The 21,714-nt window shown below is 68.4% G+C and carries 22 protein-coding genes; 13 read left to right on the forward strand and 9 right to left on the reverse strand.

The window, feature by feature from the left end:
• The first annotated feature begins 35 nt into the window (after nt 1-35).
• The 6 genes from A5767_RS13530 to A5767_RS13550 all read left to right on the forward strand — a co-directional run bounded on the left by A5767_RS13530 (nt 36) and on the right by A5767_RS13550 (nt 4,393).
• The gene (locus tag A5767_RS13530; protein ID WP_064852503.1) at nt 36-242 is read left to right on the forward strand and encodes a hypothetical protein; all 207 of its coding nucleotides are present in this window, start codon (nt 36-38) and stop codon (nt 240-242) included.
• Between the two features lie 171 nt (nt 243-413).
• Nucleotides 414-506 carry an Ms4533A family Cys-rich leader peptide gene (locus tag A5767_RS24020; RefSeq protein WP_309568822.1) on the forward strand — a complete coding sequence of 31 codons (93 nt, stop codon included), beginning with the start codon at nt 414-416 and terminating at the stop codon, nt 504-506.
• A 151-nt stretch (nt 507-657) separates the two neighbouring features.
• Complete coding sequence (locus A5767_RS13535; protein WP_064852504.1) at nt 658-1,683, forward strand: sulfate ABC transporter substrate-binding protein; 1,026 nt, start codon at nt 658-660, stop codon at nt 1,681-1,683.
• Between the two features lie 114 nt (nt 1,684-1,797).
• Nucleotides 1,798-2,595 (forward strand): sulfate ABC transporter permease subunit CysT, encoded by a 798-nt coding sequence (cysT, locus tag A5767_RS13540; RefSeq protein WP_016694104.1) that lies wholly within the window; start codon nt 1,798-1,800, stop codon nt 2,593-2,595.
• Nucleotides 2,592-3,398, forward strand: a complete 807-nt coding sequence (cysW, locus tag A5767_RS13545; protein WP_019288355.1) for a sulfate ABC transporter permease subunit CysW — start codon at nt 2,592-2,594, stop codon at nt 3,396-3,398. Before cysT ends, cysW begins: the two co-directional genes overlap by 4 nt.
• Nucleotides 3,395-4,393: a sulfate/molybdate ABC transporter ATP-binding protein gene (locus A5767_RS13550; protein WP_064852505.1), complete on the forward strand. Its 999-nt coding sequence runs from the start codon at nt 3,395-3,397 to the stop codon at nt 4,391-4,393. Before cysW ends, A5767_RS13550 begins: the two co-directional genes overlap by 4 nt.
• 34 nt (nt 4,394-4,427) lie before the next feature.
• Here the strand turns inward: A5767_RS13550 and A5767_RS13555 are convergent, their stop codons facing one another.
• From A5767_RS13555 to A5767_RS13585, 7 genes are all read right to left on the reverse strand, one after another.
• Complete coding sequence (locus A5767_RS13555) at nt 4,428-5,303, reverse strand: universal stress protein (protein WP_064852506.1); 876 nt, start codon at nt 5,301-5,303, stop codon at nt 4,428-4,430.
• Nucleotides 5,304-5,399: 96 nt separating this feature from the next.
• A complete protein-coding gene (gene ppk2, locus A5767_RS13560) occupies nt 5,400-6,290 on the reverse strand; it encodes a polyphosphate kinase 2 (protein WP_006554492.1) in 891 nt (296 codons plus the stop codon).
• Between the two features lie 105 nt (nt 6,291-6,395).
• The gene (locus A5767_RS13565; RefSeq protein ID WP_064852507.1) at nt 6,396-7,139 is read right to left on the reverse strand and encodes a sirohydrochlorin chelatase; all 744 of its coding nucleotides are present in this window, start codon (nt 7,137-7,139) and stop codon (nt 6,396-6,398) included.
• The gene (locus A5767_RS13570) at nt 7,136-8,470 is read right to left on the reverse strand and encodes a sulfate adenylyltransferase subunit 1 (protein ID WP_006554490.1); all 1,335 of its coding nucleotides are present in this window, start codon (nt 8,468-8,470) and stop codon (nt 7,136-7,138) included. The genes A5767_RS13565 and A5767_RS13570 overlap by 4 nt, the downstream gene beginning before the upstream one ends.
• A 2-nt stretch (nt 8,471-8,472) precedes the next feature.
• A complete protein-coding gene (cysD, locus tag A5767_RS13575) occupies nt 8,473-9,417 on the reverse strand; it encodes a sulfate adenylyltransferase subunit CysD (RefSeq protein ID WP_064852508.1) in 945 nt (314 codons plus the stop codon).
• Nucleotides 9,414-10,142, reverse strand: a complete 729-nt coding sequence (locus A5767_RS13580; RefSeq protein WP_006554488.1) for a phosphoadenylyl-sulfate reductase — start codon at nt 10,140-10,142, stop codon at nt 9,414-9,416. Before A5767_RS13580 ends, cysD begins: the two co-directional genes overlap by 4 nt.
• A gap of 49 nt (nt 10,143-10,191) precedes the next feature.
• Nucleotides 10,192-11,907 carry a nitrite/sulfite reductase gene (locus tag A5767_RS13585; RefSeq protein ID WP_019288351.1) on the reverse strand — a complete coding sequence of 572 codons (1,716 nt, stop codon included), beginning with the start codon at nt 11,905-11,907 and terminating at the stop codon, nt 10,192-10,194.
• A gap of 392 nt (nt 11,908-12,299) precedes the next feature.
• On the opposite strand from A5767_RS13585, the gene hemW reads away from it, so the two are divergent.
• Nucleotides 12,300-13,523 (forward strand): radical SAM family heme chaperone HemW, encoded by a 1,224-nt coding sequence (gene hemW, locus A5767_RS13590; RefSeq protein WP_174556243.1) that lies wholly within the window; start codon nt 12,300-12,302, stop codon nt 13,521-13,523.
• A gap of 210 nt (nt 13,524-13,733) precedes the next feature.
• On the opposite strand, the gene A5767_RS13595 is transcribed toward hemW, so the two are convergent.
• A complete protein-coding gene (locus A5767_RS13595; RefSeq protein ID WP_006554485.1) occupies nt 13,734-14,087 on the reverse strand; it encodes a type II toxin-antitoxin system VapB family antitoxin in 354 nt (117 codons plus the stop codon).
• 157 nt (nt 14,088-14,244) lie between these two features.
• On the opposite strand from A5767_RS13595, the gene hrcA reads away from it, so the two are divergent.
• The 4 genes from hrcA to A5767_RS13615 all read left to right on the forward strand — a co-directional run bounded on the left by hrcA (nt 14,245) and on the right by A5767_RS13615 (nt 18,185).
• Nucleotides 14,245-15,288, forward strand: coding sequence for a heat-inducible transcriptional repressor HrcA (gene hrcA / locus A5767_RS13600; protein ID WP_006554484.1), 1,044 nt, complete (start codon nt 14,245-14,247; stop codon nt 15,286-15,288).
• A gap of 49 nt (nt 15,289-15,337) precedes the next feature.
• A complete protein-coding gene (gene dnaJ / locus A5767_RS13605) occupies nt 15,338-16,489 on the forward strand; it encodes a molecular chaperone DnaJ (protein WP_006554483.1) in 1,152 nt (383 codons plus the stop codon).
• A 9-nt stretch (nt 16,490-16,498) separates the two neighbouring features.
• Entirely contained in the window at nt 16,499-17,257 is a 759-nt protein-coding gene (locus tag A5767_RS13610) for a 16S rRNA (uracil(1498)-N(3))-methyltransferase (RefSeq protein ID WP_064061337.1), read from the forward strand.
• A gap of 115 nt (nt 17,258-17,372) precedes the next feature.
• Nucleotides 17,373-18,185 (forward strand): alpha/beta hydrolase family protein, encoded by an 813-nt coding sequence (locus A5767_RS13615; protein WP_033097763.1) that lies wholly within the window; start codon nt 17,373-17,375, stop codon nt 18,183-18,185.
• Here A5767_RS13615 and A5767_RS13620 read toward each other — a convergent pair.
• Complete coding sequence (locus tag A5767_RS13620; protein WP_052040097.1) at nt 18,129-19,742, reverse strand: MFS transporter; 1,614 nt, start codon at nt 19,740-19,742, stop codon at nt 18,129-18,131. The two genes, A5767_RS13615 and A5767_RS13620, sit on opposite strands and share 57 nt — an antisense overlap.
• Nucleotides 19,743-19,923: 181 nt before the next feature.
• Between A5767_RS13620 and A5767_RS13625 the strand changes: the two genes are divergently transcribed.
• Nucleotides 19,924-20,526 carry a TetR/AcrR family transcriptional regulator gene (locus tag A5767_RS13625; RefSeq protein ID WP_170318574.1) on the forward strand — a complete coding sequence of 201 codons (603 nt, stop codon included), beginning with the start codon at nt 19,924-19,926 and terminating at the stop codon, nt 20,524-20,526.
• A gap of 102 nt (nt 20,527-20,628) precedes the next feature.
• A complete protein-coding gene (locus A5767_RS13630) occupies nt 20,629-21,687 on the forward strand; it encodes a PhoH family protein (protein ID WP_006554479.1) in 1,059 nt (352 codons plus the stop codon).
• The last annotated feature ends 27 nt before the right edge of the window (nt 21,688-21,714 follow it).

A 21,714-nucleotide genomic window follows, 5' to 3' on the forward strand; every position in this document is an offset into this window, starting at 1 on the left:
GCAGCGCGGTTGCCGAACCTACTAGGGTGTAGGCAATGGATCGGGTGGCTTCGTGGTGGGACGGCTTCGAGCTGTGGCTCGCGGGCCTGCCCTTCGTCCCCCAGGTGGCCCTGGTGCTCGCAGTGCTGGTGCCGGCCTGCTCCGGGGTCGCATGGCTGCTCGATCGGGCGATGGCCGGTGTCTTCGGACTGCTCGGCCGCGGAGAGACGGACTCGCCCGCCACGACGACGGAGGATTGCTGACATGCCGCGTTCGCGCGTAACCCTGGCGCTGATCGCGCTGCTGATCATCGTCGTCGTCGCATGGCTCGTCTCCATGTGAGCACGCCGCTCGCGCATCCGGTTCGGTGCTCGACGTCCGGTGTCCGAATCGTCGATTTCGGTCGACCCTCGACCTCTGCTAATCTCTGCCGCGTGTCCGCGACCACTCTGCCCCGCCTCCGCCACGAGTTGGCGTTGATCGCTGTGGGCATGCCATCGGTCGCCGACATCGACTGTTGTCGCTGAATCCTCCTTCTCTCCGCGGTCCCCGTCTTCCGGATCCTCTCGTCCGTCGGTGCCGCATCCTCGCGAATCCCGGCCGGTCCGATTCCGGCAGCCCCTCGTCCGGTGCCGGTCGCGTTCATCCCCCTCGAAACAGCCCCTCAGGAGGCTCGTCATGAAACGTTCCAGGTTCGCTGTCGCGGCGTTCGCCGCGGTCACCGCACTCTCCCTCACCGCCTGCTCCGGTGGTTCGAGCGACACCGTCGGAGCCGAGAGCGGCGGCGACGGATCCGGCGGGACGGTCAACCTCTACGCCTACGCCGTGCCCAAGGTCGGATTCGACTCGCTGATCCCCGCCTTCCAGGAGACCGAGGAAGGCGAGGGCGTCGTCTTCCAGCAGTCCTACGGCGCCTCCGGAGACCAGGCCCGCAAGGTGCGCGACGGCGCCGAGGCGAACTTCGTGAACTTCTCCGTCGAGCCCGACATCACCCGTCTCGTCGACGCGGGACTCGTCGACGAGAACTGGAACGACAACGCCTACAACGGGATACCGTTCGGATCGGTCGTGACCATCGTCGTCCGTGAGGGCAACCCGAAGAACATCCGGGACTGGGACGACCTGCTCCGGCCGGATGTCGAGGTCGTCACCCCCAACCCGTTCAGCTCGGGTTCGGCGAAGTGGAACCTGCTTGCGCCGTACGCCGCGAAGAGCAACGGCGGCGCCGACCCGCAGGCCGGCATCGACTACGTCACCGCACTGGTCACCGACCATGTGAAGGTGCAGCCGAAGTCCGGTCGCGAGGCCACCGAGACCTTCCTGCAGGGCACCGGCGACGTGCTGCTGAGCTACGAGAACGAGGCACTGTTCATCGAGCGCAACGGCGACCCCGTCGAGCACGTCACCCCGCCCGTCACCTTCAAGATCGAGAACCCTGCGGCGGTACTGAAGAACGCGAAGGACGTCGAGGTCGCGCAGGCGTTCAACGACTTCCTGTACACCCCCGAGGCCCAGCGCCTGTGGGCCGAAGCCGGTTTCCGGCCCGTCGATCCGACCGTCGCCGAGGAATTCGCCGATGAGTTCCCGCAGCCGGAGAAGCTGTGGACCGTCGCCGATCTCGGCGGCTGGGAGACCGTGAACGAGGAGCTGTTCGCCGACAGCACCGGCACCATCGCGGTGATCTACGACAACGCAACGAAGTAGAGCACGCGCGTGACCGTTTCGGAACACACCGCCGGGTCGGGAGGTTCGTCTCCCGCCCCGGCGGGTTCGCGTCGCCGGCCGTCCGCCACGGCCCCCGCCCGACCACAACGCCGGATGTTCACCGGCGCCGTCGGGCCCCTCGGTATCGGCATCGCCACACTGTGGTTGAGCCTGATCGTCCTGCTTCCCCTCGCGGCCCTGGCCTTCCACTCCGTCTCGGACGGTCTCGGGACGTTCGTCGATGCGATCACCGCTCCGGCCGCCCTGGCGACCCTACGGATCACCGTCGTCGTCTCGCTGGTCGTCGCGGCGATCAACGCGGTGATGGGCACGGTGATCGCCTGGGTGCTCGTCCGCGACGAGTTTCCGGGCAAGAAGTTCGTCAATGCCCTGATCGACCTGCCCTTCGCGCTACCGACGATCGTCGCGAGCATCGTGCTGCTCTCGCTGTACGGGCCGCAGAGCCCGATCGGTGTGCAGCTCAACGCGACCGAGCCGGGACTGGTGGTGGCGCTGGCGTTCGTCACGCTGCCGTTCGTGGTGCGCTCGGTGCAGCCGGTGCTCATCGAGGCCGACCGTGAGGTCGAGGAGGCCGCCGCCTCGCTCGGCGCCGGCAACTTCACGATCTTCCGCACGGTCGTGCTGCCCGTGCTCGCGCCGGCGGTCCTCGGCGGCACCGGCCTGGCATTCGCCCGCGCCATCGGTGAGTACGGCTCGATCGTGCTCATCGGCGGCAACATCCCGTACAAGACCCAGGTCGCGTCGCAGTACATCCAGCAGCAGATCGAGATCGACCGGCCGGTCAACGCCGCCGCGGTCTCCGTCGCGCTGCTGGTGATCGCCTTCGTCGTGCTGTTCGTCCTGCGCCTGGTCGCGAATCGGGGGTTGCGCCGAGAGGAGGACGACCGGTGAAACCGTCCCTCGCATCCCGACTGTCGCTGCGCTTCGTCGCGCTCGCCTACCTGTTCGTACTGTTGCTCGTCCCGATCGGGGTGATCCTCTACCGCACCTTCGAGAACGGCATCGTGGCGTTCGCCGAGTCGATCAGCACCCCGGCGGCGATCTCGGCTCTGAACCTGTCGCTGCTCATCGTCGCGATCGTCGTGCCCGTGAACGTGATCTTCGGCATCGTCGTCGCGCTGGCGCTCGTCCGCGGCAGATTCCCGGGGAGGGGACTGTTGCAGGCCGTCGTCGACCTGCCCTTCGCGGTCTCGCCGATCGTCGTGGGTGTCGCCCTGATCATGTTGTGGGGCGCCAACGGCTGGTTCGGTGCCGTCGAGGATCTCGGCTTCAAGGTGATCTTCGGCCTGCCGGGCATGGTGCTCGCGACGATCTTCGTGACGCTGCCGTTCGTCGTGCGCGAGGTCGAACCGGTGCTGCGCGAGATCGGTGAGGAGCAGGAGCAGGCCGCCGCGACCCTCGGCGCGAACACCTGGCAGACCTTCTGGCGGATCACGTTGCCGGCGATCCGCTGGGGCCTGACCTACGGCATCGTCCTCACCGTCGCGCGGGCCCTCGGCGAGTTCGGCGCCGTCATCATGGTCTCGTCCGGCTTCCCCGGCGTCTCCCAGACCCTGACGCTGCTCGTGCACGCCCGGTACATCGACGACCACAACACCTTCGGCGCCTACAGCGCCGCGACCCTGCTCATGGCCATCGCGGTGATCGTCCTGCTGCTGATGACCCTGCTCGACCGGAAGAGGACCACCGAATGATCACTGTTACCGGGGCGCGCAAGAACTACGGAGATTTCGCCGCACTCGCCGACGTCGACATCGACATCCCGTCCGGCTCGCTCACCGCCCTGCTCGGACCCTCGGGTTCGGGGAAGTCGACGCTGCTGCGTTCGATCGCCGGCCTCGAGACCCTCGACGCGGGCACCGTCCACATCGCCGGTAAGGACGTCACCGGCGTCACCCCGCAGAAGCGCGACATCGGTTTCGTCTTCCAGCACTACGCCGCGTTCAAGCACATGACCGTGCGCGAGAACGTCGCCTTCGGACTCAAGATCCGCAAGCGGCCCAAGGCCGAGATCACGAAGCGGGTCGACGACCTGCTCGATATCGTCGGGCTCGGCGGGTTCCAGCGACGCTATCCGGCGCAGTTGTCCGGTGGCCAGCGTCAGCGCATGGCGCTCGCCCGTGCTCTCGCCGTCGACCCGCAGGTGCTGCTGCTCGACGAGCCGTTCGGTGCCCTGGACGCGAAGGTGCGCGCCGACCTGCGGACCTGGCTGCGCCGCCTGCACGACGAGGTGCACGTGACCACCGTGCTCGTCACGCACGACCAGGAGGAGGCGCTCGACGTCGCCGACCGCATCGCGGTGATGAATGCCGGACGTATCGAACAGGTCGGAACGCCGGAGGAACTCTACGATCGCCCGTCGAACAGCTTCGTGATGTCGTTCCTCGGGACGGTGTCCAAGCTCAACGGCGTGCTGGTGCGGCCGCACGACATCCGGCTCGCCCGGCAACCTGCGCTCTCCGACACCTCCGGCGGCTCGGTCGGTGTCACGCGGGCGACCGTCGAGCGTGTGGTCCGGCTGGGCTTCGAGGTGCGCGTCGAACTGCGCAACGACGCGACGGGTGAGCAGTTCACGACGCAGATCACCCGCGGCGAAACCCACGACCTGGGGCTCGTCGCGGGCGACACCGTCTACGCGCACGCTCCGGCCGCGTCGGAGACCGCCCCGCTCGGTACCGCCGCACAGTAACCGAGCGGGGGACTCGAGGGTCACGCGGGTCGGCTCAGTGGGCCTCGGTTTCCGATCGGTGGTGGGCGCGGCAGATCATGACCGGACAGCAACTGTGATGGATGAGTCCCTGACTGCTCGAGCCGACCACCGCAGCGGCCAGCGGGCTCCGGCCGTGGCTGCCGACCACCACGAGCTGGGCACTCTTGGATTCCTCGAGCAGGACGATGTCGGGCTTGCCCCGCTCGACCCGGTAGGAGATCGCGACGTCGGGGAACCGTTCGGTGTGCCCGGAGGTATGCGACTTCATCTCCTCCCTCCGGTGCTCGACGTAGGCCGTCCAGTCCGTGAACCGTGACCCCTCGCCGTAGGTGAGCGTGGACTGCTCCGTCCAGGTGTGGATCGCGACGAGGGGTGCCTCGAGCGCCGCGGCGGTCGCGAACGCATGCTCGACGGCGGACTCGCTGACCTCGGTGCCGTCCACTCCGACGACGACCGGGCGCCCGTCGGGCGGTTGGAATCCGTCGCGGCTGCGCCACGTCACCACCGGGCATTCCGCGTGGTTGGCCACCGACACGACGTCGGAGCGCCGGATCATCGACTCCCACTCCGTGGTGGTCGTGTGGCCGAGGACGATCATCCGTGCCTCGCGCGACAGGTCGGTGAGCACTCGATCCGGCTTGCCCGACGGAGTGGACCGCCGGACCTCGACCCGGTCGACCGCGCCCCGAACTGCCGCTTCCGCGGCGGTCAGAACGGCTTCCTCCGACGGGTCGGTCCCGTCGCCGGAGGTGGGGGGATGAACGTGGACCAGGTCGATCGGTTCGCCGAGACGTCGGGCGACGCAGGCGGCCCACCGGGCCGCATCGAGTGCGCTGTCCGATCCGTCGATGCCGACGACGATTCCGTGACCGACATTGGCTGTGCCCATGCTGCCTCCTCGCGTCACCATCCAGTGTGGTACGGATCACAGTCTGGGCGCCAGTCCTGCGCACCTCGGCACGCCCGGAGCACGACCTCCCGGCAGCTAGTCGCCGACGGCGTCCTTGCCGCGCTGCACGATCCTCGGGTCGGCCGGGAAGACGATCTGACGGTCCTTGTCGTCGTACTCGAACTGGTTGAGGAAGAACCGCATCGCGTTGACCCGGGCCCGCTTCTTGTCGTTGGACTTGATGGTCGTCCACGGCGCCCAGTCGGTGTCGGTGCGCCGGAACATCTCTTCCTTCGCGTCGGTGTACTGGTCCCACTTGTCGAGCGATTCGAGGTCCATCTCCGACAGCTTCCACCGCCGCACCGGATCGAGCTGGCGGATGGCGAAGCGCGTGCGCTGCTCCCTCCGGGTGACGGAGAACCAGAACTTCGTCAGGGTGATGCCGGCGTCCACGACGAGCTTCTCGAACAACGGGACGTGCTCCATGAAACGTTCGTACTCGTCGTCGCTGCAGAAACCCATGACCCGTTCGACGCCGGCTCGGTTGTACCAGGAGCGGTCGAACAGTACGAGCTCACCGGCGGTGGGGAAGTGCTGGATGTAGCGCTGCATATACCACTGGCCCTGCTCACGGTCGGACGGCTTGTTCAGCGCGACGGTCCGGGCGTGCCGGACGTTGATGTACTCCTGGAACCGCTTGATCGTGCCGCCCTTGCCGGCGGCGTCGCGACCTTCGAACACGATGATGTGCTTGGAGCCGTTGTCCTTGGCCCACGACTGGAACTTCAGCAGTTCGATCTGCAGGAGATACTTCTCGACCTCGTAGGTGGCGCGGTCCATCCGGGTGTCGTACGGATAGTTCTCCCGCCAGGTGTCGACGGCCCGGCCCTCGATGTCGATCAGATCGGGGTCCTCACCGTGGTCGTCGCGCACCGAATAGCCCTCCGTGCGGAGCCGATCGATGTAGCGCCGAAGTTCGTTCTGCACGTGAGGCCCTCCCGGATCACCGATGTCGTCGGACGACGACCGTGACTCCGTTGTAGCGGAGGAATGCAAATCGTGCGTGAACTCGGGTGGAGATCCGGAAGTGACTCAGGCCACGCGCAGTCCGCGCCGCCGGTGCACGGCCTCGGTGTAGCGCTCGGTGATCACCCGCGCGACGGCATCGTGCCGGGTGAGGGTCTGCGCGACCCGCACGTGCCCGAGGCTGTCGGCCTCGGCGCAGGCACGGTCCCACAGCAGTCCGGGGGCGAGGATCCACGGTGTCAGCACGACGGTGCGGGCACCGCGGGAGGTGAGGTCGGCGAGGGTCGTCCCCACGGACGGACCGGTCGTGGCGAAGCACGCCGCGGCCTGCGTCCACGCCGTGCCGACGAGAATGCGGGGCACGACCAGCCCGGTCGCCCGGTTCGCTTCGGGGCGTCGCGATCCCACCGCGCACACTGCGATACCGACGGACGGATCGTCGGCCGACACCCCCGTGGCCGTGATGAGATCGCGAGCCGCGTCGACGAGGAGATCGTCGTCGCCGAGGATCGGCGAGCACAGCACCTCGAGCAGCGGATGACGTTGCTGCGCTTCGTGCAACAGGGCCGGCAGATCGACCCGCGCGTGGAAGACGCTGCCGAGCAGCAGCGGCACCACCGCGACCTGCCGGTGCCCGTCCGCGGCGAGCGCGTCGAGAGCCTGACCGACCGACGGGGTGTTCAGGTCGAGGAACGCGAGTCGCACGTCCAGACCAGGGTTCTCGGCCCGGACGGTGTCGAGCGCGGCAGCCACGGCCTGCGCCGAACGCGGGTCGCGACTGCCGTGCGCGACGGCGACGAGCGGCATCATGCCGGGACGCGGTCCCCGAGCTCGATGTCGGCGAGTCCGTCGCCCACGAGACCCGCGGCGAGGGTGTTGCCCCCGGCCGGATCGATCAGCAGGAAGCTGCCGCTGCGGCGGTTGATGCGGTAGTCGTCCGCGGCGATCGGCTCGGCCACACGCACCGTGATGCGCGCGATCTCGTTGAGCTCGATGCTCTCCGGGCTCGGGACGGAGGAGAGATCCTGCTCGTCGAACCGCTCGTCGATCGTCCCGACGATGGCCTGCGTGATGCGGGTGCCGTGCTTGAGCAGCAACCGGGCGCCCGGGCGCAACGGCTTCTCGGCGAGCCAGCACACGGTGGCCTCGAACTCCGACAGCGGCTCGGGTGCCGCCTCCGGGGTGGCGATGATGTCGCCGCGGGAGACGTCGACGTCGTCGGCGAGCACGAGGGTCACCGACCGGCCGGCGTGCGCGACATCGAATGCGCCGTCGGCACTGTCGATGCGCTCGACGGTGGTGCGGACACCGGACGGCAGCACGACGACCTCGTCACCGGGGCGCACGGACCCTGCCGCGACCTGACCGGCGTAGCCGCGGTAGTCGGGGAACTCGGCGGTGCGGGGACGGATCACGTACTGCACCGGGAAGCGCAGACCGGTCTCGTGCCGGCCGTGCACATCGGCGTCGACGGGAACCGACTCGAGGTGCTCGATGAGCGTCGGGCCGTCGTAGTAGGGGGTGCTCTCGCTGCGCACGGCCACGTTGTCGCCGTGCAGCGCGGAGACCGGGATCTCCTGCACGTCCTCGGGTGCCCAGCCGAGCGAACTCGTCAGTTCCCCGAACTCGGCGGAGATCTGCGCGAACACCGAGGCCGGATCCTCGACGAGGTCGATCTTGTTGACCGCGAGGACGAGCTTCGGCACACCGAGCAGGGCCAGCACGGCGGCGTGCTTGCGGGTCTGCGAGACGACACCCTTGCGCGCGTCGACGAGCAGGACGACGAGCTGCGCGGTGGACGCACCCGACACCGTGTTGCGGGTGTACTGGACGTGACCCGGGGTGTCCGCGAGGACGAAGCTGCGCTTCGGCGTCGCGAAGTAGCGGTACGCCACGTCGATGGTGATGCCCTGCTCACGCTCGGCGCGAAGGCCGTCGACGAGCAGCGAGAGGTCGGGGGTGTCGAGGCCGCGGTCGACCGACGCGCGGGTGACGGCGTCGATCTGGTCGGCGAGTACGGACTTGGTGTCGTAGAGCAGTCGTCCCACCAGGGTGGACTTGCCGTCGTCGACCGAACCGGCGGTGGCGAGGCGCAGCAGCTGCGTGTCGCTCTGCACGCTCTGCTCGTGAAGGTCGCTCATGATCAGAAATAGCCCTCTCGCTTGCGGTCTTCCATCGCCGCTTCGGAAACCCGGTCGTCGCCGCGGGTGGCGCCGCGCTCGGTCAGTCGTGACGCCGCGACCTCGGCGAGGATCTCCTCGTTCGTGGAGGCCTCGGACAGGATCGCGCCGGTGGTCGATCCGTCGCCGACGGTGCGGTAGCGTACCGAACGCGTCTCGAGCTCTTCGCCCTCGGCCGGACCGCCCCAGACACCCGGGGTCATCCACATGCCGTCGCGGCGGTAGACGGTGCGCTCGTGCGCGTAGTAGATGCTCGCCAGTTCGACGTTCTCGCGGGCAATGTAGCGCCAGATGTCGAGCTCGGTGAAGTTGCTCAGCGGGAAGACACGCACGTGCTCCCCGGGTGCGTGCCGCCCGTTGTACAGATTCCACAACTCCGGACGCTGACGCTTCGGATCCCACTGGCCGAATGCGTTGCGCAGCGAGAAGATCCGCTCCTTGGCGCGCGAACGCTCCTCGTCGCGGCGGCCGCCACCGAAGACGGCGTCGAACCGGTTCTCCGAGATCGCGTCGAGCAGCGGCACGGTCTGCAGCGGGTTGCGGATGCCGTCGGGACGCTCGGTGAGCCGGCCGTCGGCGAGGTAGTCCTCGACACTCGCGACGTGCAGTCGGAGGTTGTACTTTTCGACGACGTGGTCGCGGAACTCGAGGACCTCGGGGAGGTTGTGGCCGGTGTCGACGTGCAACAGCGCGAAGGGCAGCGGCGCGGGCCAGAACGCTTTGATGGCGAGGTGCAGCAGGACGGTGGAGTCCTTGCCTCCCGAGAACAGGATGACGGGGCGTTCGAACTCGCCCGCGACCTCGCGGAAGACGTGGATCGCTTCCGACTCGAGGGCGTCGAGGGTGTCGAACCGGTTGCCGTCCAGCAGCGTCCGGGTCTCGGTGGGATTCGTATCGGTGAGTGTCATGAGGCGTGCAACCCGCATTCGGTCTTGGCTCGGCCGGCCCAGCGCCCGCTGCGCGGATCGGCTCCGGGAAGTGGTTTGGTGGTGCACGGGGCGCACCCGATGGACGGGTAGCCCTCGTCGACGAGCGGATTGACGAGGATCCCGTGTTCGTCGATGTAGTTCTGCATGTCCTCGTCGGACCATGCCGCGATCGGATTGATCTTCACCAGTCCGAACGCGTCGTCGAACGAGATGAGCGGTGAGTTCGCGCGGGTGGGCGCCTCGACACGGCGGATTCCGGTCACCCAGGCGCGGTAGCCCTTCAGGCTCTCCTTCAGCGGCACCACCTTGCGCAGGCGGCAGCACTCGTTCGGGTCGCGGGCGAACAGATCCTTGCCGAGCAGGGCGTCCTGCTCCGCGACGGACTGCTGCGCCCGGGCGTTGACGATGTTCACGCCGTACACCTGCTCCACCGCATCGCGCGTGCCGAGCGTCTCGGCGAAGTGGTAGCCGGTGTCGAGGAACAGCACGTCCACGCCGGGGCGCTGCTGCGCGGCCAGATGGACCAGGACACCGTCCTGCATGTTGGACGCGACGATGTACCCGCTACGTCCACCGTCGGTGGTGGGGGTACCGAAGGTCTCGTCCGTCCACCGCAGGAGTTCCTGCGCCGACGCACCTTCGAGTTCTGCCGCCCCCTGCGCGGCAATACTCCGGAGCTCGTCGATGTTCGTATCGATCGTCATCGCGTCCCTTCCCGATCCGTCTTCGTGTCGACCGCTGCAGCAGTGCCCGTCATCGCAGGTCTGCCTCCTCGGCGCGGACGACCCATTCGCCGAAGCGCTCGCCGGGCGTGCGCTCCTTGACGAAGGTGCGCACCACCCGCTCGATGTAGTCGCCGAGCTCGGCACTGGTGACCTTGTGCTGGCGCAGCTTGCGTCCGAACTTCGCGTCGAAGCCCAGCGCACCGCCGAGGTGCACCTGGAAACCTTCGACCTGGTTGCCCTCACCGTCGTCGACGAGTTGACCCTTGAAGCCGATGTCGGCGATCTGGGAGCGCGCACACGAGTTCGGGCAGCCGTTGATGTTGATCGTCACCGGGACGTCGAGCTGCGCGTTGATGTCGGCGAGACGCTCCTCGAGCTCGGGCACGAGGGCTTGCGAACGCTTGCGCGTCTCGACGAAGGACAGCTTGCAGAACTCGATTCCCGTGCACGCCATGAGATTCTTGCGCCACGGCGACGGCGAGGCCGGCAGACCCAGCGCCTCGAGCTCGGTGACGAGCTGCTCGACCTTGTCGTCGGCCACGTCGAGCACGATCAGCTTCTGGTATGGGGTGAACCGGATCCGGTCGGAACCCGCACGTTCGGCGGCGTCGGCGACCTTCGACAGGATCGTGCCCGAGACACGACCGGCGATCGGCGCGACACCCACGGCGTTGAGGCCGTTGCGCAGCTTCTGGATACCGACGTGATCGATGGGACGCTCCGGTGCGGCCGGGGCCGGGCCGTCGATGAGCGGACGCTTGAGGTACTCGGTCTCGAGCACCTCGCGGAACTTCTCGATGCCCCAGTCCTTGATGAGGAACTTCAGGCGTGCCTTGGACCGCAGCCGCCGGTAGCCGTAGTCGCGGAAGATCGCGACGACGCCTTCCCACACATCGGCGACCTCCTCGAGCGGCACCCAGGCGCCGACCCGCTGCGCGAGCATCGGGTTGGTGGACAGGCCGCCGCCGACCCACAGGTCGAAGCCGGGGCCGTGCTCGGGATGCTCGACGCCGATGAAGGCGACGTCGTTGATCTCGTGCACGACGTCCTGCTGGCCGGAGATCGCGGTCTTGAACTTGCGCGGCAGGTTCGAGTACTCGGGGTTGCCGATGTAGCGGCGCACGATCTCGTCGATCGCGGGGGTGCCGTCGATGATCTCGTCGAGGGACTCACCGGCGAGCGGCGAACCGAGCACGACGCGAGGGCAGTCGCCGCACGCCTCGGTGGTCTTCAGGCCGACCGATTCGAGACGACGCCAGATCTCGGGGACGTTCTCGACCTCGATCCAGTGGTACTGGACGTTCTCGCGGTCGGACAGGTCGGCGGTGTCGCGACCGAACTCGGTGGAGATACCGGCGATCGTCCGCAGCTGCGCGAGATTCAGGGCGCCGGCGTCGCAGCGCACCCGCATCATGAAGTACTTCGCCTCGAGCAGGTCGATGTTCTCGTCACCGGTGTAGGTGCCGTCGTAGCCCTGCTCGCGCTGGGTGTACAGACCCCACCAGCGGAAGCGGCCGCGCAGATCGCTCTTGTCGATTCCGTCGAAACCGGTTTGCGCATAGATGTTCTCGATACGCTTGCGGACGTTGAGCGGGTTGTCGTCCTTCTTCGTCTGCTCGTTGGCGTTGAGCGGCTCCCGGTAGCCGAGGGCCCACTGGCCTTCGGCGCGACGCTTGGCGGGACGCGCGCGGCGGGCGGGAGTGGCCGACTCGTCGGCGGGCGTGACGTCGGTGATCGACGACATACAGGGTCTCCTGATACTCGCTGGAACCGGATCGACGAGCGCAGGAGGGAGCTGACCTCGTGCACGCATGCTTCGACCCGGCGGGATCTGGGATGTGCCGGGGAGTGCCGACTAGAGACAGTCGGCGCAGAGACAAGCGGCGCAAGGCAGACAACAGGATGCGCAGACGCGCTTGAAGTCGACGTGGCGTCGCGCCACGAGTCGCACTCCGTGTCCTGTCATGCGGACCATTGTGCCATGTCACCGGGGCGATTCCGAATTGCGGGCGGTATTTCCACCCGATTTTCGGGAAATGTCGAGGTAGGGGCGTCGCGCGCGGAGCCGCCCTTCAGGTCTCTGGAACACTGGAGGGCGTGAACAGCACTGAGATCGGTCGACGCACCGGCACGGAAATCGGTATCGCGGGTCGTCCGGCCGGTCTCGAACTTCCCGCTTCGGCACTCGCAGGAGTGGGGACGCGACCGTTCGGTGTGTACGTGCACGTGCCCTTCTGCGCGACCCGCTGCGGCTACTGCGACTTCAACACCTACACGGCCGGGGAACTCGGCAGCGCGGCGTCGCCGCAGTCCTGGCTGGAGGGTCTGCGCCGCGAACTCGACGCCGGTGCCCGGCTGCTGTCCGAATCCGGACGACGGACTCCCGCTGCCGAGACGGTCTTCGTCGGCGGCGGAACACCCTCGCTGCTCGGCGCGGACGGTCTCGCGCAGGTGCTCGACGCGATCCGCGACTCGTTCGGGCTCGCTCCCGGCGCCGAGGTGACCACCGAATCGAACCCGGAGTCGACCTCCACGGAGTTCTTCTCGTCGATCCGCGAGGCCGGATACACCCGCGTGTCGCTCGGCATGCAGTCCGCGGCGCCCCACGTGCTGGCGGTCCTCGACCGCACCCACACACCCGGGCGTCCCGTCGCGGCGGCGAAGGAAGCGCGCGCGGCCGGTTTCGGCCACATCAACCTCGATCTGATCTACGGTACTCCCGGCGAGCGCGACGCCGACCTCGACGCCTCCCTCGACGCCGTGCTCGAAGCGGGGGTCGACCACGTCTCGGCGTACGCGCTCATCGTCGAGGACGGCACCGCCCTCGCTCGCCGTGTCCGTCGCGGCGAGCTGCCGGCTCCGGACGACGACGTGCTCGCATCGCGGTACGAGCGGATCGACGCGCGACTCGCCGACGCCGGGATGACCTGGTACGAGGTGTCCAACTGGGCGAAGGCCGATGATCCGTCGGCGCGCTGCGCCCACAACCTCGGTTACTGGGACGGCGGCGACTGGTGGGGCGCCGGGCCGGGCGCGCACAGCCACGTCGGTGGCGTGCGCTGGTGGAACGTCAAGCATCCCGCCCGTTACGCGTCGACCCTCGCCGACGGAGTCCTGCCCGTCGGGGGCAGCGAACACCTCACGGCCGAGGACCGGCACACCGAACTCGTCATGCTCACCGTCCGGCTGCGCACGGGCCTGCCGTTGTCGGAGCTCGACGACGGTGAGCGCGAGGCAGCAGAGACGGTGGTCGCCGACGGGCTCGCCGTGGAGCGCGACGATCAGCTCGTGCTGACCGACCGGGGCCGGCTGCTCGCCGACGCGGTGGTCCGCACCATCCTGCTCGGCGCGGACGACTGACCGTCCGGTCGCGTCATGCTGCTCCGACCGACCGGTCGCGTCATGCTGCTCCGATGCGCTCCGAGTCGTAGACCGACAGCCGCCCACGGTTCTCGACCACCGACACCTAGTACTTATCCGACTCGGTCCGGCCGTCGACGGTGACGAACGTGAGGGTGACGATCACACTCGACACATCGCGGGGCTCCACGGTATCCACCCCTGATCGGGCTATGCGGGCGACGGGCCCCGAACCTCGGCGCCCGGGTCGGGCACGCCACCGGGAATCAGCACGTCGTACTCGAAGACACGCACGTGCAGCACCGTCCGGTTCCGCAGCGCAGACTGCACGGCACGGTGGAGTCCGTCCTCGAGGTACAGCACGCCCTGCCACTGGACGGCGTGTGGGAACAGATCGCCGTAGAACGTCGAGTCCTCCGACAACAGCCGGTCGAGTTCGAGCACCTTCGTCGTCGTGACGATCTCGTCGAGGCGCACCTGGCGGGGCGGAATCCTCGACCAGTCGCGCAGAGACAGTCCGTGATCGGGATACGGCTTGCCGTCCCGGACGCCCTTGAAGATCATGTGAACACATTACGGGGGACGCGCCGAAGGCGTCGCTTCCGGTTCGGGGTGGTATCGCACACGTGCCCGACACCTTCGAGGTCGTCGCGCGATTAGACTGACAGGGTACGGCCCCGAGAGGTGCAGTCCTGCAGGCGGCGGAAACGGAGGTGGCGGGTTGTCGAGTACCGAGGAGCGGAGATTCACGGTCTTGCGCGCCATCGTGGCGGATTACGTGTCCACCAAGGAGCCGATCGGCTCCAAGACTCTCGTCGACCGGCACAATCTCGGAGTGTCCAGCGCCACGGTCCGCAACGACATGGCTGTGCTCGAAGCAGAGGGATACATCACACAGACCCACACGAGCTCGGGACGCGTGCCCACCGACAAGGGCTACCGCCAGTTCGTCGACAGGATCGCGGAGGTCAAACCGCTCTCGTCGGCCGAGCGCCGCGCAATCCTGCAGTTCCTCGAATCGGGCGTCGACCTCGACGACGTGCTGCGCCGCGCGGTGCGGTTGCTCGCGCAGCTCACCCGCCAGGTCGCGGTCGTGCAGTACCCGACGCTCTCCGCGTCGTCCGTGCGACATCTCGAGGTGGTCGGGCTGACACCGGCGCGGCTGCTGCTCGTGCTCATCACCGACTCGGGCCGCGTCGATCAGCGCATCGTCGAACTCGGCGACGTGATCGACGAGGACGGCCTGTCGCGGTTGCGTGAGCTGCTCGGCGGGGCATTGACCGGCAAGCGGCTCGCCGCGGCCTCCGTCGCAGTGACCGAGCTCGCCGACAACGCACCGGACGATCTGCGCGACGCGCTCATCCGGTGCACCACCGTGTTGGTGGAGACCCTCGTCGAGCACCCCGAGGAGCGTCTCGTGCTCGGCGGCACCGCCAATCTCACCCGCAACGCCGCCGACTTCGACGGCCACGGCATGCTGCCGGGCTCGTTGCGTACGGTCCTCGAAGCCCTCGAGGAGCAGGTCGTGGTGCTCAAACTGCTCGCGTCCAGCCAGGACGCAGGCCGGGTCACCGTCCGCATCGGTGAGGAGACCCAGTTCGAGGAGATGCGCACCACCTCGGTCGTGTCCACCGGCTACGGGGCCGCGGGTACGGTCTTCGGTGGTCTGGGAGTGCTCGGCCCCACCCGGATGGACTATCCGGGAACCATCGCATCGGTCGCCACCGTTGCGAGATATATCGGTGAGGTGCTCGGCGAACGCTGAGCACCGTCCATTTTTGCTCTGTAGAACGACGTAAGGACGAGAACCAAACGTGGCACGGGACTACTACGGGACGCTCGGCGTGTCCAAGAACGCGACCGACCAGGAGATCAAACGGGCGTACCGCAAGTTGGCGCGCGAGCACCACCCGGATGTGAACCCCGACGAGTCGGCGCAGAAGCGTTTCCAGGAGATCTCGGCCGCCTACGAGGTGCTGTCGGATCCCGAGAAGCGACGCATCGTCGACCTCGGCGGCGACCCGCTCGAACCCGGTGGCGGCGGTGCGGGCGGCTTCGGCGGCGCCGGCTTCGGTGGCGGCCTCGGTGATGTCTTCGAGGCGTTCTTCGGTGGTGGGGCCGGCGGTTCCCGCGGTCCGCGCGGCCGCGTCCAGCCCGGCGCCGACTCGCTGCTCCGCACCCGCCTGACCCTCGAGGAATGCGCTCGCGGCGTCACCAAGACGGTCACGGTCGACACCGCGATCCTGTGCGACGCGTGCACCGGTTCCGGCACCCACGGCGATTCGAAGCCCGTGCGCTGCGAGACCTGCGGTGGCGCCGGTGAGGTCCAGTCCGTCCAGCGTTCCTTCCTCGGCCAGGTCATGACGTCCCGCCCGTGCCCCACCTGCCGCGGTGTCGGCGAGACGATCCCGGATCCCTGCCGCAAGTGCGGTGGTGACGGCCGCGTGCGCGCCCGCCGCGAGGTCACCGTCAAGGTGCCCGCCGGCGTCGGCAACGGGATGCGCATCCGCCTCGCGGCCCAGGGCGAGGTCGGCCCCGGCGGCGGTCCTGCCGGCGATCTCTACGTCGAGGTGCTCGAACAGCAGCACGAGGTTTTCGTGCGCGACGGCGACGACCTGCACTGCACCATCCGCGTGCCCATGGTCGACGCTGCGCTCGGCACCAAGGTGACGATCGAGACCATCCTCGACGGCCCCACCGAGATCACCATCGATCCCGGCACCCAGCCCGGTTCGGTCTCGGTGCTGCGCGGCCACGGCATGCCGAAGCTGCGCTCGGGTACGCGCGGCGACCTGCACGCGCATCTCGAGGTCGTGGTGCCGAGCAAGCTCGATCACAAGCAGACGAAGCTGCTCGAGGACCTGCGCCGGCACAGCGACCGGGAGCATGTCGAGGTCGTGACCACGGGTTCGCAGAACACCGGCGGCCTGTTCTCGCGCCTGCGCGACGCGTTCAGCGCCCGTTAGGTCGCTCGGGTGGCCGCGACACTGTTCTACCTCGACCCGCTGCCCGACGAGGGGCGGACGGCCGTGCTCGACGGCAAGGAGGGCCGGCACGCCGCGACGGTGCGCCGTATCGCGGTAGGCGAGCGGCTCGTGTTGTCCGACGGTGCCGGTGAGGTCGCCGACGTCGAGGTCACGGCGGTCGCGAAGGACCGGCTCGAAGCGCTCGTGCTCGGTCGTCGCGTTGTCGACCCGCCGCGTCCGAGCGTGACCGTCGTGCAGGCGCTGCCGAAGTCCGACCGGTCCGAACTCGCCGTCGAACTGGCCACCGAGGCCGGCGCCGACGAGTTCGTACCGTGGCAGTCGGTGCGCTGTGTTGCCCGGTGGGATGCCAAGGCGGACAAGGGTGTTGCCAAGTGGCAGGCGGTCGCGACGTCCGCGGCGAAGCAGTCGCGGCGCGCGCACGTGCCGACGGTCGCCGGGTTGCACCGCACACCCGAGGTCGTCGCACGGGTCCGCTCGGCCGTCGAGCGCGGCGACGTCGTCGCGGTGCTCCACGAATCCGCCACGATCCCCTTCGCCGATCTGCCCGTGCGCGACGTCGATTCGCTGACGCTGATCGTCGGTCCCGAAGGCGGACTCGACGACGCGGAGGTCGAGACCCTCGTCGACGCGGGCGCGGTGGCCGTCGGTCTCGGCCCCACGGTGCTGCGCACCTCGACCGCCGCGGCCGTCGCACTCGGCGCGATCGGTGTGTTGACCGACCGGTGGCGTACCAGGCCCCTGCACTAGGGATCGCTTGCGGGTCCCGATTCTCTGTGCTGAGGGATCGCTTGCGGGTCCCGATTCTCTGTGCTGCGGGATCGCTTGCGGGTCCCGACCATACGTATCGAAGGAATTTCCTCTCTTGGCTCGTACGAAGATCGCCTACGGCACCCACTCGCAGCAGTTCGGGCACGTCTTCCTACCAGACCCCGCGACGGTGACGGGGCCCGTTCCCGCCGTCATGGTCGTTCACGGCGGTTCGTGGCACGGCCGCTACCAGCTCACCCTCGGTACGGCGCTGTCCGTGGAACTCGCGCGTCGCGGTGTGGTGGCGTGGAACGTCGAGTACCGCCGTCTCGAGGCCGGTGGCGCGTGGGACGAGATGTCCGCCGATGTGGTCGCGGCGTACGAGACGATCTTCACCGAGGTCGTTCCGCACGCGCAGCGCGGCGGTGTCGAGGTCGATCTCGACCGTGTGCGGCTCGTCGGTCACTCTGCGGGAGGCCAGCTGGCGGTGTGGCTCGCGGGTGAGTGCACGTCGGTGCGACCGGAATTCGTGGTTTCGCAGGCGGGTGCGCTCGACCTCGTCACCGCCGGGGAGCGCGGTCGTCGCGTGGAGGCGTTCGAGGCGCTCTTCGGTGCGTCCTACGCGGAGGCACCCGAGTGTTATCGGTCGGCCTCGCCGACGCACCGGCCGCCGATCGGTGTGCCGGTCGCGGTGCTGCACGGCACCGCCGACGAGCAGGTGTCGGTGAGTGTCGCGCACCGTTACGTCGACGCGGCCGACGCGGCAGGAGATCCGGTGTCGCTGGAGCTGTTCGACGGTGAGGATCACGTCGCCTTCCTGAACCGGAGCACCCGGGCCTGGGCGCGATCGCTCGACCTGCTCACCGTCCGGTCAGTGGCCGATCTCGGCCTCGCTGCCGGTGCGGGTGTGGAGTCCGCGGGGGAGTAGCGTGGTGACCGCCGCGGCGCCGATGAGCAGGACGATGCCGGCGACGAGGCTCGCGGACGAGATCGCCTCGGCGAACGCTGCGGACGACGCGTCGAGCAGCGGTTGTGCGTACGACGCCGCGAATGGGTTCGCTGCGAGTTCCTCCGCGACGATCGCCGCACCGCCCACCGAATCGCCGGCCGCCTCGATCGCCATCGCGGCCTGATCGGCCATCGGACCTGTCAGGTCCGCCAACGGCAATCCGTCGAGGAACCCGGAGATCTCGCGGTGATAGGTGGTCGCGAGGATCGAGCCGAGCACGGCGATGCCCAGAGACCCGCCGAATTCCACTGCGGTGTCGTTCAACCCGCCCGCCGCTCCGAGGTCCGAGTCGGGGAAGCCGCCCATGATCAGGTCGGTGGACGGGGATGTGGCCAGGCCGATGCCCAATCCGAGCAGCAACAACGAGATCAGAAAGGGCGTGAAGCCGGAGGCGCCGGCCGTGACGGTCAAGGTGAGGATGCCTGCCGCAGCGGCGACCATGCCCGTGCCCACGAGGGCCCGCGCACCGAGTCGGGGCGCGAACCGGCCGCTCAGCGCCGCGCCGAGCGAGACCGTCACCGCGAGGGGAAGCAGACGCAGACCGGTCTCGAGCGGGCCGTAACCGAGCACGAACTGGAACTGCTGCGCGACGAAGTAGATGGCGCCGAAGGCGACGAGGAAGAGCAGTAACACCGACACGCACGCACCGCCGACGGTCCGGTCCGCGACCCGACGCACGTCCAGCAACGGCCGGGGGTGGCGAAGTTCCCACACCACGAAGAGCACCGCGGCGATCACCGAGCCGATCGAGGTGGCGATCACCCCGGTGCCCCAACCGAAGTGGAACCCCTCGATGATCGCGTAGACGATTCCGCCGAGAGCAGCGACCGACAGGGCGCCGCCGACCCAGTCGGTGCGGGTGAGATCGTCCGCCTTCGAGGCCGGCACGAGGATCAGGGCCGCGATCGCCGCGAATGCCGCGATCGGCACGTTGATGAGGAAGGTCGAACCCCACGAGTTCGATTCGAGGAGCCATCCGGCGAGCAGGGGACCGAGCGCAATGGCGAGTCCGGACGTGGCGGCCCAGGCTGCGATCGCGCGGGCACGCTCGTGCACGGGGAACATCGCGACGAGCAGCGACAGTGTCGCAGGCATGATCACGGCGGCGCCCACCCCCATGACGATGCGCGCGACGATCACGTCGCCGGCGCTGTCGGCGAACGATCCGTAGACCGCGCCGGCGGCAAAGACGACCAGGCCCGCCAGCAACGCGCGACGTCGTCCGTATCGATCGCCGAGCACGCCGAACAGCAGCATCAGCGCGGCATAGGGGACGGTGTAGCCGTCGATGATCCACTGCATGTCGGCGCTGGTGAGTTGCAGTTCGCGCAGCATGCCGGGTGCGGCGACGATGAGCGAGGTGTTGGCCATCACGACGATGAGCAGGCTCAGGCACAGCACCGCCAGTCCGGCCCAGCGCAGCCGGTAGGGTTCCTTCGCTGCGGTCCCTCCTGCGAGGGTCACGGCAGTGGGCATGGGCTCTCCTCGGGTGCGACACGGGCCGGGACCTGAGCCCCGATCTACACGGTGGTGTGCAAGTTACGCAGCTGCACATCCGTGTGCAACTAAAATGAAAGACAGATCACAGTCAGCGGAAGAGGGCGAGAACGTGGAGAACTCGGTCACACGACCGCGAACCCGATTCAATGCGAACCGCATGCGCATACTCGACGCTGCGGTGATGTGCTTTGCGGCCGACTCCGACGCGAGCATGGACGATGTCGCCAAAGCCGCGGGTGTCGTCCGCCGCACCGTCTATGCGCACTTCCCCAACCGGGAAGCCCTCGTCGAGGGGATCGTCGACGACGCCTCGACCGCACTCGCCGAGGCTCTCGACCACCCCGAGCCGGACGATCCCGCGGTCGCGCTCGCGGTCGTGGCGTTGCGGACCTGGCCCATCGGCGACCGCTACCGCGTGCTGCTCTCCTTCGCCCGCAAGGAGATGGGAGAGCAGCGCATCGCCGAGCTGGTCTCCCCGGTGCGCTCACGTGTCCTCGGGCACGTCGAACGCGGCCTCGCGCAGAGCCAGCTCTCCGACTACCTCCCGGCGCCCGTGCTCGTAGGGATGATGGAGGGCCTGACGATGGCCACACTCGAGCAGGCCAATCTCGGGCTGGTGGACGACTCGGGCGACACGATCGTCCTGGGCAATCTCGTGCTCGGTGGGGTCTCACCCGACCGGGCACCCGGGATCCTCGCCGAGGCACGGCGGTGGCTCGCGGAGGCGGGTTCTGGTGAAGGCGGAATCCAACCCCGCTGAAACTCCCTGTTGCGGGAGGGTGCGCTTCGTCCGGCGCTAGACTGGCACGAACACGACGACCGTCGTGCAGGAGCCGAACCGAAAGCAGGACGTACCGTCCACGTGAGTGAACCAGACCGACCCCACGAGCCCCCCGAATTCGAGCCGACCACGGTCAAATCGAGCCTCGACCTCCCCTCGGAGGCCGCAGCGCCCCTGCTCGGAGCCGCGGACGAGAATCTGATCGCCCTCGAAGCCCTCCTGGCGGCGGACATCCACGTGCGGGGCAACACCGTCACGCTGACCGGAGCGCCCGCCGACGTCGCCCTCGCGGAACGTGCGCTCGCCGAACTCGTCACCATCGTCCGTCGCGGACAATCGCTCGCGCCCGACGCCGTGCGTCGCACCGTGGGCATGCTCACCCAGGGGCTCTCCGAGTCGCCGGCCGACGTGCTCAGCCTCGACATTCTGTCGCGGCGCGGGAAGACGATCCGGCCCAAGACCCTGAACCAGAAGCGGTACGTCGACGCGATCGATGCCCACACCATCGTTTTCGGTGTCGGACCGGCTGGTACGGGCAAGACCTATCTCGCCATGGCAAAGGCCGTGCAGGCGCTGCAGACCAAGCAGGTCAACCGCATCATCCTCACGCGTCCCGCCGTCGAGGCAGGGGAGCGGCTCGGCTTCCTGCCGGGCACCCTGCACGAGAAGATCGACCCGTATCTGCGTCCACTGCACGACGCGCTGCACGACATGATGGATCCCGAGGCGATCCCGAAGCTCATGCAGGCCGGGGTCATCGAGGTCGCACCCCTGGCGTACATGCGTGGCCGCACCCTGAACGATGCGTTCATCATCCTCGACGAGGCGCAGAACACCACCGCCGAACAGATGAAGATGTTCCTCACGCGTCTGGGCTTCAATTCCAAGATCGTCGTGACGGGCGACATCACGCAGATCGACCTGCCCGGCGGCGCCCGTTCGGGTCTCGCCGCCGCCACCGAGATCCTCGACGGCATCGACGACATCCACATCGCGCGACTCGACAGCAGCGACGTCGTGCGGCACCGGCTCGTCTCCGACATCGTCGACGCCTACAGCCGTTTCGAGGCCACCCGCGACGGCGACGGGATCCCCGGCAACCGTGCTCAACGTCGCGCGCAGCGGGTGCAGCGTCGATGAACACCCTTGTAGATCAACCGAATACCG

Origin of the sequence: Rhodococcus sp. 852002-51564_SCH6189132-a (assembly GCF_001665495.1) — a bacterium.
In the GTDB taxonomy this organism is placed as follows: Bacteria; Actinomycetota; Actinomycetes; order Mycobacteriales; family Mycobacteriaceae; genus Rhodococcus; species Rhodococcus pyridinivorans.